Genomic DNA, 18,538 nt, shown 5'->3' with positions numbered 1-18,538 from the left:
CAGGACACTTATCGATAGGTCAGCGTTGCACCATGCCGACGGTTGGCGACTCTATGGCGTGTCACCGCCCAGCGGCAACACAATCCGCCGGACCCGGCACGATGTGTCGGCAACCGAACACCACTCTGTCAAGGGCGTGCGAGCTGTCGCTGCGAAGTTTCGCGGGTGTGCGAAAGGGTTAAAGGGTTACGTTCGAGGCGAGTTGAGCGGGATCCGCGGGCATGCCGCAAACGCGTCCGGCCGGACCTTGCGGGCAAGGTCCGGCCGGATACGTGAGATTGACGTCAGTCGTTGACGACTCAGCCGAGCAGGGTGCTCAGCTCAAGGGTCTGCAGGCCGTGGGCCTCGGCGACCGGACCGTAAACGACCTGGCCATCATGGGTGTTGAGGCCCAGACCGAGCGCCGGGTCGCGACGCAGCGCCTCGACCCAGCCGAGGTTCGCGAGCTGCACGATGTAGGGCAGGGTCGCGTTGGTGAGGGCGTAGGTGGAGGTGTTCGGCACCGCGCCCGGCATGTTGGCGACGCAGTAGAAGACCGAGTTGTGGACCTGGAAGGTCGGCTCGGCGTGGGTGGTCGGACGGGAGTCCTCGAAGCAGCCGCCCTGGTCGATCGCGATGTCGACAAGGACACTTCCGGGCTTCATCTTGGCGACGAGCTCGTTGGTGACCAGCTTCGGGGCCTTCGCACCCGGGATCAGCACCGCGCCGATGACGAGGTCGGCCTCGACGACGGCCTTCTCCAGCTCGTAGGCGTTGGAGACGATCGTCTTGATCTTCGTGCCGAAGATCTTGTCGGCCTCGCGGAGCTTGTTGATGTCGCGGTCCAGCAGGGTCACGTGGAAGCCCATGCCGATGGCGATCTGCGCGGCGTTCCAGCCGGAGACGCCGCCGCCGATGACCACGCACTCGCCGGCGTGGGTGCCGGGGACACCGCCCGGGAGGACGCCGCGGCCGCCGGCCGAGCGCATCAGGTGGTAGGCGCCGACCTGCGGGGCCAGGCGGCCCGCGACCTCGGACATCGGGGCGAGCAGCGGCAGCGCGCGGTTGGCGAGCTCGACCGTCTCGTACGCGATGGCGGTGGTGCCGGACTCGAGGAGCGCGTCCGTGCACTCGCGGGAGGCCGCCAGGTGCAGGTAGGTGAAGAGGGTCTGGTCCTTGCGGAGGCGGTGGTACTCCTCCGCGATCGGCTCCTTGACCTTCAGCAGCAGGTCCGCGGTCGCCCAGACCTCGTCGGCGGTGCCGAGGATCTCGGCACCGGCCGCGACGTACTCGGCGTCCGTGATCGAGGAGCCGACACCGGCGTTCTGCTCGATGAAGACCTGGTGGCCGTTACGGACGAGCTCGTGGACACCGGCGGGGGTGATGGCCACGCGGAACTCGTTGTTCTTGACCTCGCGGGGGATGCCGACCTTCATCGTCGATCACGGTCCTTGACTCAGGGGATGTTACGGGGCACTTCCATACATACCCGCCCACAAGAACGCGCAACGGGATGCACCACGGATGACGTGGTGAAGCCAGTTTAATGAAGGATTAACGCGTGTCTAGCCTTGCAAACAAATAATCTTAGTCGGATCCACTACGGATTTCGCAGGCTGCGGGGTCGTCTCCCAGCAATCTGTCCGCAGCCGAACGATGCAGCCGGGCAGCCGCCGGGTCGCCCAGGCGGTCCAGCGTGTCGGCCAGCCGGACCTGGAGCGCGGCCTGAAGTCGCTGGTCCCCGGCCCGGCGCGCCAGCTCGATGGCCTCGCGGCAGGTGTGCAGGGATTCCTCGGGCCGGCCGGCGTACTCCTGGACCCGGGCCATCTCGCTCAACGCCTTTGCCTGGCCCGGGACATCGGCGAGCCTGCGGTAGCCCGCGGCGGCGGCGCGCCAGCTGCGCAGGGCCTCCCCGTACCGGCCCGCGTAGGTGTGCACGTTGCCGAGCCGGCCGTAGAGCCGCGCCTCGTCCTCCCGCTCGCCCCGCGCCAGTGCCTGGGCCAGGGCGCGGCCGAACCAGTCGGAGGCCCGGGGCCAGTCCGCCAGCTCCTGGTGGGCACCGCCTACGGATTCCATCGCGCGGCCCGTCGCGTACGGGTCGTTCGCGGCCTTTCCCGCGTCCAGCGCGGCCCGGTACCGGGCCAGCGCCTCCCGGGTCCGGCCGGTCTCGGCGTCCAGATCGGCCAGGTTCAGCAGGGCCGCGGCCTGCTCCCGGTGCAGGCCGCGGCGCTCGGCCACGTCCAGGACGAGCCGGTGCAGCCCGTACAGCTCGGGGGCGGCCGCCTCCGTGCCGCGGTGTCCGGCCAGCGCCCGGACCAGGGCGGAGACCAGCCGGCGGGCCAGGGTGTCCAGCCCGCCGTCGGCCACGGCCAGGTGCGCCGCGGCGGTCAGCGCGGGCAGCCGGGTGTCCAGCCAGGTGGCGGCCGAGCGCCGGTCGGGGAAGCGCAGGGCGCGCGGCATCCCGTCCAGGCGCTCGCGCAGCCCGTCGTCCTCCTCGTCGGCCTCGGCCATGGCCCGGCAGGAGGTCAGCAGCCGTACGGTCCGCTCCAGCATCCGGGCCCGCGCCAGCTGCACCTCGGCGGGCCGCTCCTGTGTCTCCAGCAGGGCCTGGAGGAAGGGTGCGAGGCAGCCGGGGAGCAGGAACAGCCCGTCCGGGGCGTGCCGTACGAGGCCCAGCGCGGCGAAGTCCTCGAGGGTGGACTGCGCCGCGGCCACCGAGCAGCCGGCTAGGGCGGACGCGGTGTGCGAGTCGAGGATCCCGGCCGGGGCGAGCGGCAGCAGCCGCAGGGTGCGCCGGGCCGGCTGCGGCAGGGACTCGTACACGAGCCGGAAGGCGCGGCCCAGCGGGCCGGTGGTGGTGGGGGGCATGTCGTGGAGCTGCTTGGCCAGGTCGGCGACGGCGGCCTTGGGGTGGGCGGCGAGCCAGCCGCCCGCGAGGGCCAGCGCGGCGGGCAGCCCCCCGCACTCCTCGGCGAGGGCCTCGGCGGCACGCGGGTCGACGGTGACGCGGGTGTCGCCGATGAGCCGGGCGAGCAGGCCGACGGCGGAGGTGGGGTCGAGGCCGCCGAGGGTGCAGGGGCGGACGTCCGGGATCCCGGTGAGCGGGCCCTCGGCGGTGACCACCACCAGGCACTCGGGGGTGTCCGGGAGGAGGGCGTCGACCTGCTGCGGGTCGGCGGCGTCGTCGACGAGCAGGATCAGCCGCCGCCCGGCCAGCGCCTCCCGCAGGGCCGCGCTCAGGTCGTCCTCGCCGGCCCCCGGCGGGGTGCCCTCCCCGAGCCCCTCGAGCAGGGTCCGGACCGCCCGCTCGGTGGCGACCGGCCCGCCGCCGGGCTCGGTGAGGTGCACCCGGAGCAGCCCGTCGGGGTACTGGTCGGCGACCTCGCGCACGAACGCCTCGGCGAGCGCGGTCCGCCCCGAACCGGGCCGCCCCGCGACGAGCAGCACCCGCGCGCGGGGTGCCTTGGCCTTGCGGCCCGAGAGGGTGTCGAGCCCGGTCCGTGCGATGTCCTCGCGCAGCTCCTTGAGCTCACGCCGCCGCCCGACGAAATCCGCCACGGATCCGCTCCTCTCCCTGCCTTCGGGTTGCTGAGCGTAGTTCACGCAGAGCGACGACCCGTGTGGAGCGCGGCCTACAGATCCCCCAATCGGATCAGCGGATCGGCCTATTTTCGGACGCGGGCGGGATGCGGGCCGGACGCGGGGCGGACGCGGGCCCCGGCTACGCCTCGTACGGGCGGGCCGGCCAGGGGGTGGTGGCGGGGCGCAGCGCGTCGAGGCCGTCGCCCGCGAGGGCGGCGGTGAGGGCCAGGACCCCCGTCACCAGGGCCGGGTTCCCCAGCTCCCCCGCCAGGACTCCGCGTACCAGGTCCGCGCGGTCCGCCCAGGCCACCTCCATGTCGGCCTCCTCGGAGGAGACCTCCGTGTACCGCTCCCCCTCCGCCTCGGCCACGTCCCGTGCCAGGAAGATCCGGATCGCCTCGTCGGAGCCGCCCGGGGAGGCGAAGAAGTCGGCCAGCACCCGCCAGTCACCGGCCTTGACGTGGGCCTCCTCGTACAGCTCCCGCTGCGCCGCGTGCAGCGGGTTCTCCCCCGGCACGTCCAGCAGCCCGGCCGGCAGCTCCCACAGCCGGCGGCGCACCGGGTGGCGGTACTGGCGGATCACCAGGACCCTGCCCTCACCGTCCAGCGCCAGCACGCACACCGAACCGGGGTGCACCTGGTAGTCGCGGCGGACCACCGACCCGTCCGGCATCCGGACCATGTCCGAGTCCACGGCTGTCTTGGCGCCCTGGAAGGGCCGCCGGGTCGACAGCGTCTCCCAGGTGTCCGGGGTGTCCTTGATGCTGATGTCGGTGCCCATGGCCGAATGCCTCCCGATGACGAACGCGCGACAGCCGGGGTACGGATGATCCGTACCCCGGCCGCCTACGTTACCGAGCGTCAGCTACGCCGGTGTCAGCCCTGCTGCTGGCGCTCCACCGCGGCCTTGACCAGACCCGCGAAGAGCGGGTGCGGCCGGGTCGGGCGGGAGCGGAGCTCCGGGTGGGCCTGGGTGGCCACCAGGTAGGGGTGGACCTCGCGCGGGTACTCGACGTACTCGACGAGCTTGTTGTCCGGGGAGGTGCCGGAGAAGACCAGGCCGGCCTTCTTCTCCAGCTCGCCGCGGTAGGCGTTGTTGACCTCGTAGCGGTGGCGGTGGCGCTCGTCCACGTACGCCTGGTCGCCGTAGACCTCGCGCACGATGGAGCCCTCGGCGAGCTTCGCCGGGTACATGCCCAGGCGCATGGTGCCGCCCAGGTCGCCCGCGCCCTCGACGAAGGCCAGCTGCTCCTCCATGGTCGAGATGACCGGGTGCGGGGTCGAGGCGTCGAACTCGGTGGAGTTCGCGTCCGCGATGCCCGCCAGGTTGCGCGCGGCCTCGATGACCACGCACTGCAGGCCCAGGCACAGGCCGAGCAGCGGGATCTTGTTCTCGCGGGCGAAGGTGATCGCGCCGACCTTGCCGTTGACACCGCGGTCGCCGAAGCCGCCGGGCACGCAGATCGCGTCCACGTCGGCCAGCTGCGCCGCCGCGCCCGCCGGGGTCTTGCAGTCGTCGGAGGTGACCCACTTGATCTGGACGCGGGCCTTGTTCGCGAAACCGCCGGCGCGCAGCGCCTCGGTCACCGACAGGTAGGCGTCGGGCAGGTCGATGTACTTGCCGACGAGCGCGACCTTGACCTCGTGGTCGGGGTTGTGGACCCGGTCCAGCAGGTCCTCCCACACCGTCCAGTCGACGTCGCGGAAGGGCAGGTCGAGCTTGCGGACGACGTAGGCGTCCAGGCCCTCGGTGTGCAGCACCTTCGGGATGTCGTAGATCGACTTGGCGTCGATCGCCGCGACCACGGCCGCCTCGTCCACGTCGCACATCAGCGAGATCTTGCGCTTGATGGAGGTGGGGACCTCGCGGTCGGCGCGCAGCACGATGGCGTCGGGCTGGATGCCGATGTTGCGCAGGGCGGCGACGGAGTGCTGGGTGGGCTTGGTCTTCAGCTCGCCGGAGGGGCCGATGTAGGGCAGCAGCGAGATGTGCACGACGAAGACGTTGTCGCGGCCGACCTCGTGGCGGACCTGGCGGACGGTCTCCAGGAACGGCAGCGACTCGATGTCGCCGACCGTGCCGCCGACCTCGGTGATGACGACGTCCACGTCCTCGGTCGCCATGCGGCGGATGCGGTGCTTGATCTCGTTGGTGATGTGCGGGATGACCTGCACGGTGTCACCGAGGTACTCGCCGCGGCGCTCCTTGGCGATGACCGTGTTGTAGACCTGGCCGGTGGTGACGTTGGCCGAGCCGTCGAGGTCGACGTCGAGGAAGCGCTCGTAGTGGCCGATGTCCAGGTCGGTCTCGGCGCCGTCGTTGGTGACGAACACCTCGCCGTGCTGGAAGGGGTTCATCGTGCCGGGGTCGACGTTCAGGTACGGGTCGAGCTTCTGCATCGTGACCCGCAGCCCGCGCGCCTTCAGCAGCGCACCCAGGCTGGAGGCGGTGAGGCCCTTGCCGAGGGAGGAGGCGACACCTCCGGTGACGAAGATGTGCTTGGTCGTCATGGCTGTGCTGTTTCGAAAAGCAGCGGGCGGCATCGCCAAGAGGGGGCTCCCGTGGTCGCGAGGTGAAGGTGCGTCCGGCGACTTCTCCCGTTTCCGGGGGTGCCGAAGCTGCGGTTTCGGGGCCCCTGATTCGCACAGGCAGACCACCGGTCCACGGGGTACCAGCCTATCAGCGCCCGGGCCGGTCCGCCTCCGGGCGCGCTGCCGGGCGCCTCGGCGGGCCGCCCGGAGGGGCCGTTCCCCCAGGTCACCCGTTCGGCCGAGTGACATTGTCCCAATACTTAAGGAGATCACTAGGGTGCGCTCATAACTTGCTCGGATACCGCTGCACATCGCCGCCGAGCAGTCCGGCAGACGGCGTAACAACGCCAGTTCCGGCAATCTAGGACTCGACGCGGGGATCCCTGCGCACAGGAGACACGCGCGACAGCGCATTGCAAGCGCCCTACGGGGCGGACGTGGCCGTTCGACTGGAGAGCAACGTGTCCGGGCGCATCGAGGATTACGCACTGATCGGGGACATGCAGACCGCGGCGCTGGTCTGCCGGGACGGAGCGGTGGACTGGTTGTGTCTGCCACGTTTCGACTCCCATGCCGTCTTCGCGAGCCTTCTGGGCACCGATGAACACGGGTTCTGGCGCGTCGGCCCGGCCTTCGCGCCGGGTACGGAGCCACCGCGGGCCACCCGCCGGCGCTACCGGGGTGACTCGCTGGTGCTGGAGTCGGAGTGGGACACCCCGCGCGGGACCGTCCGCGTCATCGACTTCATGCCACCGCGCGAGGACCACGCACCGCAGCTGATCCGCATCGTGGAGGGCGTCAGCGGGCGCGTCCCGATGCGCTCGGCGCTGCGGATGCGTTTCAGCTACGGGCGTGTCGTGCCCTGGGTGCACAAGGTCGACGGGCGCACGGTGGCCGTCGCCGGACCGGACTCGGTCTGGCTGGACACCGAGGTGCAGACGTACGGCAAGGACCTGACGACGTACTCCGACTTCACCGTCGCTCCGGGCGACCGGGTGGCCTTCGCCATCAGCTGGCAGCCCTCCCACAAGGGCGCCCCGGAGACCCCCGACGCCGAGGGGGCCCTCGAGGCCACCAGCGAGTTCTGGCGGGAGTGGGTGGACCACTGTACGTACCACGGGCCCTACCGGGAGGCCGTGATCCGCTCCCTGATCACCCTCAAGGCGCTCACGTACGCCCCCACGGGCGGGATCGTCGCCGCGCCGACCACCTCCCTCCCGGAGGAGATCGGCGGCAGCCGGAACTGGGACTACCGCTACACCTGGCTGCGCGACGCCGCGATCACCCTGTCCTCGCTGCTGCGCACCGGCTACCGCGAGGAGGCCTCCGCCTGGCGGGACTGGCTGCTGCGCGCGGTGGCCGGCGACCCGGAGAACCTGCAGATCATGTACGGGATCGCCGGCGAGCGCGAGCTGGGCGAGACCGAGCTGGACTGGCTGCCGGGGTACGAGAACTCGGGCCCGGTCCGCGTCGGCAACGGAGCCGCCCACCAGCTCCAGCTCGACGTGTACGGCGAGGTCACCGAGGCCCTGCACCTGGGGCACATGACGGGCCTGGCCCGCAACGACTACGCGTCGCTGCTCCAGCTGAAGCTGATCCGCTACCTGGAGACCCACTGGAACGAGCCGGACGAGGGCATCTGGGAGGTGCGCGGCCCGCGCCGCCACTTCGTGCACTCGAAGGTGATGGCGTGGGTGGCCGTGGACCGCACGATCAAGCTGATCGAGAGCGGGGACGCGGACGGCCCGCTGGAGCGCTGGCGCGAGCTGCGCGACGAGATCCACGCGGACGTGTGCGAGAAGGGCTACGACCCGGAGCGCAACACCTTCACCCAGTCCTACGGGTCCCGGGAGCTGGACGCCTCCCTGCTGCTGATCCCGCAGATGGGCTTCCTGCCGCCGGACGACAAGCGGGTCATCGGCACCATCGAGGCGATCCAGCGCGAGCTGTCGACACCGGACGGCTTCATCCTGCGCTACCCGACGGCCGGCGAGGAGGCCGGGGTGGACGGGCTGGCGGGTGACGAGGGGGCCTTCCTCGCGTGTTCGTTCTGGATGGCGGACGACCTCGCGATGATCGGCCGGGTCGACGAGGCGCGCCGGCTCTTCGAGAAGCTGATGGCGCTCCGCAACGACCTGGGCCTGCTGGCGGAGGAGTGGGATCCCAAGCTCCAGCGCCAGGTGGGGAACTTCCCGCAGGCCTTCAGCCACGTCCCGCTGATCGACACGGCGCTGCGGCTGACGGCGAGCGGGGCCTACGGGGGCTGACGCGCGGCCCCCTCCGTGCCCGCCTACGCTGAAGGGGACCGAGGGGGTGTCTTGCGGATCAGGCCGGATCAGGGAGCGGCGTCTGGTGCCGTGCATCGCAAGGCCGAGGAGGGAGTCGACGCGGAGCGTCGACGACCGACGAGAACGCGGCGAGGCGCGGTGCCAGACGCCGCGAGCCCGGCATGATCCGCAAGACACCCCCTGCGCCCCTCTCGGGAAGGGGGGGTTGCCATGGCGCCCCTCTCGAAGGCGGGCACGGCTCTTGCCGTGCTCCGCGAGGATCTGGCCGGTGAGGTCTTCGCCCCGGGCGACGCGGGCTACGACGGGGCCCGGACCCTGTTCAACGGGATGATCGACCGCAGGCCGGCGGTGATCGCCCAGTGCGCGGGCGCGGCGGACGTGGTGACGGCGGTGCGGTTCGCCCGGGAGCTGGACCTGCCGGTCGCGGTGCGCGGGGGCGGGCACAGCGTGGCGGGGATGTCCCTGAACGACGGGGGCCTGGTCGTGGACCTGCGCCGGATGCACCGGGTGACCGTCCATCCGGCGGCGCTGGCCGCGCACATCGGCGGCGGGGCCACGATGAGCCACCTGGACCGGGCCTGCCAGCCGTACGGGCTGGCGACCACCGGGGGCCGGGCCTCGACCACCGGTGTCGGGGGTTTCGTCCTGGGCGGGGGGACGGGCTGGCTGGACCGGAAGTTCGGCCTGGCGGTGGACAACCTGCTGGGCGCGGACCTGGTCACCGCCGACGGTGAGCTGCTGCACGTCACGGCCCAGGACCACCCGGAGCTGTTCTGGGGGCTGCACGGCGGCGGCGGGAACTTCGGCATCGCCACCTCGCTGACCCTGCGGCTGCACGAACTGCCCGCCATGTCGATCGCGTTCGTGCTGTACCTGCCGGAGCGCGGGCCCGAGGTGGTGCGTACGTACCGGGACCTGATCGAGTCGGGTCCGCCCGAGGCGGGCGGCGGCGCCATCTACCTGACGGGGCCGCCCGAGGAGTTCGTCCCGCCGCACCTGGTGGGGCTGCTGCTGGCGGGCGCGCTGCTGACGTACGCGGGCCCCGAGGAGGAGATGCGCAGGCTCGCGGAGCCGCTGCTGGCGATCCCGCACGAGGCGGAGATCGTCACGGCCATCCCGTACGCCGATCTGCAGTGCATGCTCGACGATCCGCCGGGGATGCGGAACTACTGGTCGGCGGAGTACCTGACCGGGGTGCCCGACGCGTTCGTGGACGTGTTCTGCGCCCGGGCCGACTCGATGCCGGTGCCGACGGGCACCCAGCACGTGGTCTGGCCGCAGGGCGGGGCGATCGCCTCGGCCCCGGGCGACTACCCGGTCCCCTACCGCGACGCGCCCTGGGCGGTGCACCCGTTCGGGATGTGGGAGGACCCGGCCGACGACGACCGGGTCCGGCAGTGGGTCAAGGCGGTCCGCGCCGACGTCCGGCCGTGGAGCACCGGCGCGGTGTACCTCAACTTCACCGGGGACGAGGGCGCGGACCGGGTGGTGGCCGGCCTGGGCGCCGAGAACATGCGGCGCCTGGGCGAGCTGAAGCGGCGCTACGACCCGGACAACGTCTTCCGCTTCAACCACAACATCCGGCCGCTGTGACGCTTACACGGTGATGGCCCACGCGGTGAGGGCTCAGGCGGTCAGGGCGGTGATCACCTCCCGGGCCGCCCGCTCGCCCTCGGTGGCGCCGCCCTCCATGAAGCCCTGGAAGTCGTAGCTGCAGTGCTCGCCGCCGATGTGGACGTTGCCCTGGGCGGTGCCCTCGTACTTGGCGTAGCGGTGCAGGTAGCCGGTGGGCCAGTACGAGTACGCGCCCAGCGAGTAGGGGTTGCGGTGCCAGGCGGAGAGCTGGGCGCGGCCGGTCCAGACGGCCTTGGTGCCCGGGTAGAAGGCGTCGATGCCGGTCAGCATCCGCTCCGCGAGGGCGCGTACGTAGGGGTCGGACTCGGTGGCGAAGGGGCTCCCGGGGGTGAGCGACCCGGCGAGGCTGCCGCCGCCGTACTGGAGGAGGATGCCGCCGTTGCCGGGCTGCACCTTGGTGGTGTCCCAGGTCTGCTGCACCTCGGTGTCGGTGAAGCAGTCGCCCGCGGAGACGCCGGGCCAGGGGCCGGTGCCGCGCCAGGGGCGGGCGGTGAACTGCATGTTGAGCTTGGTGCAGTAGCCCATGCGGGCGTCGCGCAGCAGGTCGCGCATCAGCGGGTCGAAGCCGGCCTGCGAGGTGTCGACGCCCTGGAGGACCGGCAGCGGCAGGCACAGGACGGTGTGGTCGGCGACGGCGGTCCGGGTGGCGCCGGAGTCGTTGAAGGTCAGGGTCTGGGTGCCGTCCGCGTTGGCCCGAACGGCGAGCAGCTCGCGGCCCATCACGATCGAACCGGCGGGCAGGGCGGCGGCGATGGCGTTCGGGAGCCGGTCGTTGCCGCCGGTGATGTGGTAGCGCTCGTTGGACAGGCCCCAGACGTTGAAGTTGCCGGGGTTGGGCTGGTAGCCCATCAGCAGGACCAGGGCGAGGGCGGACTGCTGGTCGGTGTCGGCCCCGTACTCGACGTTGTAGGCCACGTCGATGAAGCGGCCGAGCTGCGAGCCGTGGCCGCCGGGGATCCGGGTCTCGATCCACTCGTACAGGGTCATGTTGTCCAGGGCCGTGCCGGCGGGGGTGGCGCTGTTCCAGGAGACCTCCCCGGCCTCCGAGAGGTCGCGGTGCAGCGCCTGGTAGACGGCCTTGAAGTCCTCGTCGGCCCGGGCGCGGGAGTAGTACTCCCCGTTGAACCAGAGCACCTCCTCCGCGCCGTTGGGGCCGCCGCCGAGGAAGTCCTCGGTGGGCAGTCCGAAGCGGCGGCACAGCTCGAGGATCTTCTTGTGGCTGGTGTCGATCAGCTCGCCGCCGATCTCGGAGGTCTGGCCGTACGCCCAGTGGCCGCGTTGGGTCCACATGCGGCCGCCGACCCGGGCCGGGTTGGCCTCGTAGAGGGTGCAGGGGATGCCCGCGTCCTGGAGGGTGAGGGCGGCGGTGAGGCCGGAGATCCCGGCGCCGACCACGGCGACGCGGGCGGGGGTGGCGGGCTTCTTCGCCGGGGCGCTCTCCACGGCGTGCGCGGTGGCGGCCGCCGTCGCGGAGGAGGCGATCGCGGTGCCGAGGCCGAGCGCGGCGGCCCGGCCCAGGAGTTCGCGGCGGGTGGAGCCGCGTACCTCGGCGACGGGCAGGCGCAGCCGCCTCGCCGCCGCGTGTTCGGCGGCGAGCTGCCGCAGGGAGTGCATCAGGGGCGTGCGGGCCATGGCGGAACTCCTCAGACGGTGGCGGCGGTCGGGCCGGAGGGGGTGGCGGCGGTGTCGTCGGTGCGTTCGGCGGCGTCCTCCAGGACGATCCGGCCGATGATCTCGTAGCGCTCGGGGGCCTTCGCCTTCAGCCAGAACCCGAGCGCGAGGCCGCCGAGGAAGACGGCGCCGACGATCCACGGGATGAGCTTGAAGAACAGGGACCCGGCGGCGGCCCCCGCGGCGGTCTCCATGTTGAGCACCAGCAGGACCACCACGGCGGTCATCCCGATCCCGCCGAGCAGCGGGGCGGTGAAGGTCCTGAACCAGTGCCGGTCCTCGGGGTGGTTCGCGCGGAAGTAGCCGATCACGGCGAAGGAGCACAGGGTCTGCACGATCAGGATCGCCATCGTGCCGAGGATCGCGAGCAGCGTGTACAGGTGCAGGTACGGGTCCTGGCCGGTGAGCCAGAAGCCGGCGACGAGGGCGGTGGCGATGGCGGTCTGGACCACGGAGGCGATGTACGGGGAGCCGTGGCGGGGGTGGGTGCGTCCGAGCCCGGCGTGCAGGAAGCCCTCGCGGCCGATGGCGTACAGGTAGCGGGCGGCGCACTGGTGGAAGGCCATCCCGCAGGCGAAGGAGCCGGTGAGCAGCAGCCACTGGAAGGCGTCGACGGCCCAGGCCCCGATGAAGGTCTGGGTGGGGGCGAAGAACAGGTCGAGGGGGCTCGTGGAGGCCGACAGCTCGACCGACTTCGTCAGGCCGTTGCCGGCGATGGTCATCCAGGAGACGTAGATGTAGAAGAGGCCCACTCCGACGACGGAGATGAGGGTGGCCTTGGGTATGACCCGCTTGGGGTCGCGGGACTCCTCGCCGTACATCGCGGTGGACTCGAAGCCGACCCAGGACCAGAAGGCGAAGAAGAGGCCGAGTCCGGCGGAGGTGCCGGTGAAGGCGTGCTTCGGGTTGACGGGCTCGAGCGGGATCCCGTCCGGGCCGCCGCCCGCGAGGAGTACAGCGGTGGCGACGGCGAAGAGGACGGCGATCTCGGCGACGAGCATCACGCCGAGGGCCTTGGCGGTGAGGTTGATGTCGAAGTGCGCGAGGGCGGCGGTGACGGCGATCATGGCGGCCGCGTAGAGGATCCAGGGCAGGTCCACGCCGAGCTGGTCCTGGACGGTGGTCTTGGCGAAGTAGGAGAAGACGCCGACGATCGAGGCCTCGAAGACGATGTACGCGAGGACGGCGAGCATCCCGGAGGCCATGCCGGCGATCCGGCCGAGGCCGTGCGAGATGTATCCGTAGAAGGCACCGGCGGCGGTGATCCGCTTGGCCATGGCCACGTAGCCGACCGCGAAGACGGTGAGGACGGCGGTCGCGAAGAGGTACCCGGCGGGGGCGCCGGTGCCGTTGCCGAAGCCGACGGCGATGGGGAGGTTGCCGGTCATCGCGGTGATCGGCGCGGCGGTGGCGACCGCCATGAAGACGACGCCCACCAGGCCGACGGAGTTGGCCTTGAGGCGCTGGACCGGGGGTGCGCCCGCTGCTGCGGGAGGTGTGGCGCTGGCTCTGCTCATGGCGTCCTGGTTCCTCGTTCCTGGTCCGGGTGCGTGGTTCCTGTCCGAAGGCCGTCACTCTCCCCCCGGGTGACGCAGACCACAATCGGCACGCGGTCCGATAATCGCCTTGCCGGGGCGACGAGTTGTCAGTCCGGACGGGGGCATAACGGACTCCGTAACCGCCCGGTGATGTGCGGGGAACAAGGCGGCCGGTAGCGTCCGCGATATGGACAACCAGGGCGGAATCACGGTTCAGCGGGCACTGGAGCTGCCGGGGCTGCGCAGCGGGCTCCCGGAGGTGGTGGCCTGCGCCGACCGGCTCGGGCGGACCGTCCGCTGGGTGCACGCGGGCGAGGTGCCGAACATCGCCTCGCTGCTCAAGGGCGGCGAGCTGCTGCTGACCACGGGCCTGGGGCTGGGCACCCGGCCCGCCGAGCAGCGTGCCTTCGTACGCCGTCTCGCGGACCGGGGGATCGCCGCGCTCGTCGTGGAGCTGGGCCCGCGCTTCACGCGACTTCCCGCCACGATCGTCGAGACCGCGAAGGCCGCCGGTCTGCCCCTGGTCCAACTCCACCGCGAGGTCCCCTTCGTGGCGGTGACGGAGGAGGTCCACACCGAGATCGTCAACGGCCACTACGCCCTGCTCCAGCGGGCCGAGGAGGTCCACCGGCGCTGTACCGAAGCCCTGCTGGGCGGCGGCGGGATCCCGCAGGTGCTGCGCATCCTGGCCGACTTCACGGCCAACCCGGTCTTCCTGGAGACCCCGGACGGCCAACTGCTGTACGCGGCCGGGCCGGTGTCCGGGGAGGCCGCGGCGGACCCGCTCCAGGTGTGGGAGGGGCTACGGGGCCAGCGCGCGGCCGAGCCCCCGGCGAACGCCGTCGTGGTCGACGTACCCGGCGGCGGCCACGGCACGGGGTCGGTCCGGGCGCGGGTGGTGCTGGTGGGGGTATCGGCCCCGCTGCTGCCGGTCCACCGGATGGCGGCGGAACGCACGGCGGGGGTCCTGGCGGTCGTCCTGATGCAGGCGCGGCAGGAGGAGGAGCTGGCCGCGCGCGGCCGGGGCGACTTCCTGACGGACCTGGCGGAGGGCCGGATCTCGGCGGAGGACGCCCCGGCGCAGGCGCGGGTCCTGGGCTTCCGGCCGGGCGCGGGGCCGCTGCTGCCGATCGTGATGCGGCTGTCCACGGAGCTGGGGGCCTCGGGGAACTGGGCGGTGCTGGCCCGGGCGGTACTGGAGGAACTGTCGTCGGTCGGGGTTCCGGTCCTGCTGGGCGTGCGCCCGGTGGAAGGCCGCGTCCCCCTGCTGGTCTCGCTGCGCGCGGAGTCGGAGCGCACGGCGGTCGCCGACCGGGTCGCGGCCGCGCTGCGGGCGGGCGTCGAACGGGCCGGCCTGGACCGCGCCTCCGCCCCGCCGGCGGTGGTCGTCGGCGTCGCGGGCGGCTGGGCGGCCGCCTCCTCCGGCCTGCGGCACGCCGCCGAGACGGCCACCGCCGCCCACGGCCTGCCGGCCCGGCCCTGGTACGACGCCCGCCGCCTGGACATCGACCTGCTGCTGTGGCGCCTGCGCGAGCACCCGGACCTGGCGGCCTTCGTCGACCGGGCGATCGGCGCGCTGCGCGTCCACGACACCACGTCCCGCCCCCCTCTCCTCCCGACCCTGGAGACGTACCTGGCCCACGCGGGCCGCAAGGCGGAAACGGCCCGCGAGCTCCACCTGAACCGCCAGACCCTGTACAACCGCCTGGCCCGCATCTCGGAACTCCTGGGCACGGACCTGGACGACCCGGAGACGGTCCTCTCCCTAAGCCTCGCCCTCCGCGCCCGCCGCCATACCGTTTCTCCTTCTTGACGCGGCCCTCGCACCGCTCGGCGCCGGGGCGCCTCTCGGGCTTCGGCCCGCTGCGCCGGACTCCGTCCGTCCCATTTCCCGACGCGGCCCTCGCACCGCTCGGCGCCGGGGCGCCTCTCGGGCTTCGGCCCGCTGCGCCGGACTCCGTCCGTCGGACCTGAGGCGGGGCCACAGGCCCTGGCCGGGCCCGGCCCTCGTCCGTGGGCGGTGGGGCCGCTGCGCGGAGCTGTCCCCTACCCGCCCTTCCACCGTTCCCCGGGCTCTGCCCGGACCCGCGCCTCAAACGCCGGCGAGGCTGGAAAATCCAGCACCGCCAGGCGGAAATCCAGCCTCGCCGGCGTTTGAGGCGCGGGGGTCTGGGGGCGGAGCCCCGGGGAACGGGCGAAGGGCGGGGAGGGGCCAGCCCCGCGCAGCGGCAGCCCCGGCAACGGCGCCGCGGCCGGACCGGACCGTGCAGCCCGCCGGAGGCTAGCGGCGGCGTTCCATCAGCTCGTCGTACACCGACAGCACCTGCGCCACCGTGTCGTCCTCCGACGGCCACGTCGCGGCCTGGGCGCGGCCCGCGACCGCGAGGGCCGCCCGCCGCTCGGGGTCGTCCAGGAGCGCGGCCACCGCGCCCGCCAGCGCCCCGGAGTCCCCGTACGGCACCAGCACCGCCGCGTCGCCGACCAGCTCCGGCACTCCCCCGACCTCGGTGGCCACCAGCGCCACCCCCGCCCGCAGGGCCTCCTGCGCCAGCAGGGACCGGCCCTCCCAGCGGCTCGGCAGCACCGCCACGTCCGCCGCGGCGAGCAGCCGGTCGGCGTCCCGGCGCCGGCCCAGCAGCCGCACCGGAAGCCCCTCCTCCGCGATCCGCCGCGTCAGTTCGGGCCGCAGCGGGCCCTCCCCCGCGATCACCAGCAGCGGCAGCGGCTCCAGCACCCGCCACGCCCGCGCCGCGTCCAGCAGGACGGAGTACCCGCGCCGCGCCACCAGGCTGCCGACGGCGATGACCAGCGGGCGTTCCACCACGCCCAGTTCCGCCCGGGTCTTGCCCGCGTCGGGCAGCGCCGCCGCCGCGGCCGGCACGGCCACCGCCGCCAGCCGCGCGTCCCGCGCCCCTCGCCGCCGCGCGAGGTCCACCTGGTCGGAGGAGGAACCGAGCACCACCGCCGCGGCCCGCGCCACGTGCCGTTCCAGGAGCCGGCTCAGCCGCCCGAGCGGCCCCGCCGGCTCCGGCGCGCTGCCGTGCCAGGTCACCACCAGCGGCGCGCGCCGCCCGCCGCCGCCGCGCAGCGCCAGCGCGGCGCGCATCCCGGCCCGGACCCCGTGCGCGTGCACCACGTCGGCCCCGGCACAGGCGGCCCGCAGGGCGCTCGCCGCGTCGGGGGTGAACTCCGCCCCCGCGCCGGTGAAGTCGTACTCCCCTTCCGCCGCGGCGGGGGCGCACACGGTCACCCGTACCCCGCGCGCGGCCAGCCCCGTCGTGAGGGACCGCACGTGCGCACTGCTGCCCGCGCCCGCACCGCCGAGGACCTGGACGGTACGCAGCGGGGGCCGCCCGTACGGCTGTGCGGGGACCGGGAAGGAGGCCGGGGAGCTGCTCACGGGCCGAAGCTCCAGGGTGAGGGAGTCAGAGACGTCGCCCAGGATGCCAGTCCGCACGCGCGTTCCGGGACCATACGGGTGCGGATACGGTACGAGATACCGCAGTACGCCCCCCAGCCTCACCCACACGGGCTAGTAAAAGGTCATCACGCTGACCCGGCCGCCCGAGAGCGGCCCGCGCTCACGCGTCCGCGCGGGCCGCCGCCAGCAGCTCCTCGGCATGGGCCCGCGCCGTCTGCGAGTCCTCCTGGCCCGCCAGCATCCGCGACAGCTCGCGGATCCGGTCCTCGCCCTCCAGCACCGTCACCCCGGAGCGGGTCACCGATCCGTCGACGGTCTTCTCCACCAGGAGCTGGCGGTCGGCGAAGGCCGCCACCTGCGGCAGGTGCGTGACGACGACCACCTGCGCGGACTTGGCCAGCTTCGCGAGCCGACGCCCGACCTCGACGGCCGCCTTGCCGCCGACGCCCGCGTCGACCTCGTCGAAGAGGTACGTGGGCACCGGGTCGGACCCGGCGAAGACGACCTCCACGGCCAGCATGACCCGCGACAGCTCACCGCCCGAGGCGCCCTTGGCGATCGGCCGCGGCTGGGCGCCGGGGTGCGGGGCCAGCAGCAGTTCGACCTCGTCCGCGCCCGAGGGCCCGTACGCGACCGCGCGACCGCCGACCTCGACGCCCTCGGCGTCCTCGGTCTGCCGGATGTCGAAGGTCACCCGGGCGTGCGGCATGGCGAGGGAGGCCAGCTCGGCGGTGACCGCGGAGGCGAACCGCTCGGCGGCTTCCGTGCGCGCGTCCGTCAGCGCCTGTGCCAGCAGCGACAGTTCGCCGCGCAGCGCGTCCCGCTCGGCGGTCAGCTCCGCGATCCGCTCGTCGTCGCCGTCGAGCTCCAGCAGCCGGGCCGAGCCCTGCTGGGACCAGTCCAGCACGGAGTCGATCGAGTCCCCGTACTTGCGGGTCAGCTGGGTCAGCGCGGCCCGCCGCTCCTCCACGGCGGCCAGCCGCAGCGGGTCGGCGTCCAGGTCGTCGGCGTACCCGGCCAGTTCCCCGGCCACGTCGCCCAGCAGGATGCCCAGTTCCCCGATCCGGTCCGCGAGGGCGCCGAGCACGGGGTCGTGGGAGCGTACGGATTCCAGCGCGCGGTGCGCGCCGGCGACGAGGGTGTTCGCGTCGACGCCCTCCGGGTCCTCGACGTCGCCGGCCAGTGCCGCGTGCGCGGTCTGGGCGGCGGAGGCCAGGGACTCGGCGTGCCCGAGCCGTTCGGCCTCGGCCGCGAGCTCGGCGTCCTCGCCGGGCAGCGGTTCCACGGCGGCGATCTCGTCCAGCCCGAAGCGCAGCAGGTCCGCCTCCTGCGCCCGCTCCCGGGCGCGGGTGGTGATGGTCTCCAGCTCGACGGTGACGGTCCGCAGCCGCCGGTAGGCGCCGGCGTACTTCTCCAGGGGGACGGCGACGGCGTCGCCGGCGTACCGGTCGAGGGCCTGGCGCTGGCGGGCCGGGCGCAGCAGGCCCTGCTGGTCGGTCTGGCCGTGGACGGCGACGAGGTCGTCGGCGAGTTCGGAGAGCAGGCCGACGGGCACGGAGCGGCCGCCGACGTGGGCGCGCGAGCGCCCCTCGGCGGACACGGTCCGGCTGATCAGCAGGGCGCCCTCGTCGAGCTCGGCCCCAGCCTCCTCGGCGCGTACGGCCGCGGGCGCGTCCGGGCGCATGACGAGGCGCCCCTCGACCACCGCCGCCTTGGCGCCGATCCGCACCAGCGCCGGGTCGGCCCGGCCGCCGAGCAGCAGCCCGAGGCTGGTGACGACCATCGTCTTGCCCGCACCGGTCTCGCCGGTCACCGCGGTGAAACCGGGCGACAGCTCGACCACCGCGTCGTCGATGACCCCGAGCGACCGTATCCGCATCTCCTCAAGCACG

General features: G+C 73.1%; 11 protein-coding genes. 3 read left to right on the top strand and 8 right to left on the bottom strand.

The genetic code is table 11. From position 1 onward, the window contains the following. Positions 1–299: 299 nt before the first annotated feature. The 4 genes from ald to OOK34_RS22195 all read right to left on the bottom strand — a co-directional run bounded on the left by ald (position 300) and on the right by OOK34_RS22195 (position 6,105). Positions 300–1,415, bottom strand: coding sequence for an alanine dehydrogenase (ald, locus tag OOK34_RS22210; RefSeq protein ID WP_030661274.1), 1,116 nt, complete (start codon positions 1,413–1,415; stop codon positions 300–302). A gap of 151 nt (positions 1,416–1,566) precedes the next feature. Then, the gene (locus OOK34_RS22205) at positions 1,567–3,582 is read right to left on the bottom strand and encodes a tetratricopeptide repeat protein (RefSeq protein ID WP_267035602.1); all 2,016 of its coding nucleotides are present in this window, start codon (positions 3,580–3,582) and stop codon (positions 1,567–1,569) included. A 118-nt stretch (positions 3,583–3,700) separates the two neighbouring features. Further along, positions 3,701–4,330, bottom strand: a complete 630-nt coding sequence (locus OOK34_RS22200) for an NUDIX hydrolase (protein WP_267036867.1) — start codon at positions 4,328–4,330, stop codon at positions 3,701–3,703. A gap of 107 nt (positions 4,331–4,437) precedes the next feature. Continuing rightward, a complete protein-coding gene (locus tag OOK34_RS22195; protein ID WP_267036866.1) occupies positions 4,438–6,105 on the bottom strand; it encodes a CTP synthase in 1,668 nt (555 codons plus the stop codon). Positions 6,106–6,554: 449 nt separating this feature from the next. Here OOK34_RS22195 and OOK34_RS22190 point away from each other — a divergent pair, with 449 nt between their 5' ends. Continuing rightward, entirely contained in the window at positions 6,555–8,360 is a 1,806-nt protein-coding gene (locus OOK34_RS22190) for a glycoside hydrolase family 15 protein (RefSeq protein WP_267036865.1), read from the top strand. A gap of 231 nt (positions 8,361–8,591) precedes the next feature. After that, on the top strand, positions 8,592–9,974 hold the full coding sequence (locus OOK34_RS22185; RefSeq protein ID WP_267035601.1) for an FAD-binding oxidoreductase: 1,383 nt from the start codon (positions 8,592–8,594) through the stop codon (positions 9,972–9,974). Between the two features lie 33 nt (positions 9,975–10,007). Here the strand turns inward: OOK34_RS22185 and OOK34_RS22180 are convergent, their stop codons facing one another. Together OOK34_RS22180 and OOK34_RS22175 are read right to left on the bottom strand one after the other, a co-directional pair. Then, entirely contained in the window at positions 10,008–11,648 is a 1,641-nt protein-coding gene (locus tag OOK34_RS22180) for an NAD(P)/FAD-dependent oxidoreductase (RefSeq protein ID WP_267035600.1), read from the bottom strand. A gap of 11 nt (positions 11,649–11,659) precedes the next feature. Further along, complete coding sequence (locus OOK34_RS22175; RefSeq protein ID WP_267035599.1) at positions 11,660–13,204, bottom strand: APC family permease; 1,545 nt, start codon at positions 13,202–13,204, stop codon at positions 11,660–11,662. A gap of 208 nt (positions 13,205–13,412) precedes the next feature. Here OOK34_RS22175 and OOK34_RS22170 point away from each other — a divergent pair, with 208 nt between their 5' ends. After that, a complete protein-coding gene (locus tag OOK34_RS22170; protein ID WP_267035598.1) occupies positions 13,413–15,038 on the top strand; it encodes a PucR family transcriptional regulator in 1,626 nt (541 codons plus the stop codon). A 468-nt stretch (positions 15,039–15,506) separates the two neighbouring features. Here the strand turns inward: OOK34_RS22170 and OOK34_RS22165 are convergent, their stop codons facing one another. Together OOK34_RS22165 and recN are read right to left on the bottom strand one after the other, a co-directional pair. Beyond that, positions 15,507–16,625, bottom strand: coding sequence for a glycosyltransferase family 4 protein (locus tag OOK34_RS22165; RefSeq protein WP_267035597.1), 1,119 nt, complete (start codon positions 16,623–16,625; stop codon positions 15,507–15,509). Positions 16,626–16,806: 181 nt separating this feature from the next. Then, positions 16,807–18,525, bottom strand: a complete 1,719-nt coding sequence (recN, locus tag OOK34_RS22160) for a DNA repair protein RecN (RefSeq protein WP_267036864.1) — start codon at positions 18,523–18,525, stop codon at positions 16,807–16,809. Positions 18,526–18,538: the final 13 nt, after the last annotated feature.

The organism is Streptomyces sp. NBC_00091, from assembly GCF_026343185.1.
GTDB lineage: Bacteria > Actinomycetota > Actinomycetes > Streptomycetales > Streptomycetaceae > Streptomyces.
Note: the sequence above shows the minus strand (reverse complement) of the source record. Positions and strands in the feature narration are given on the sequence as shown.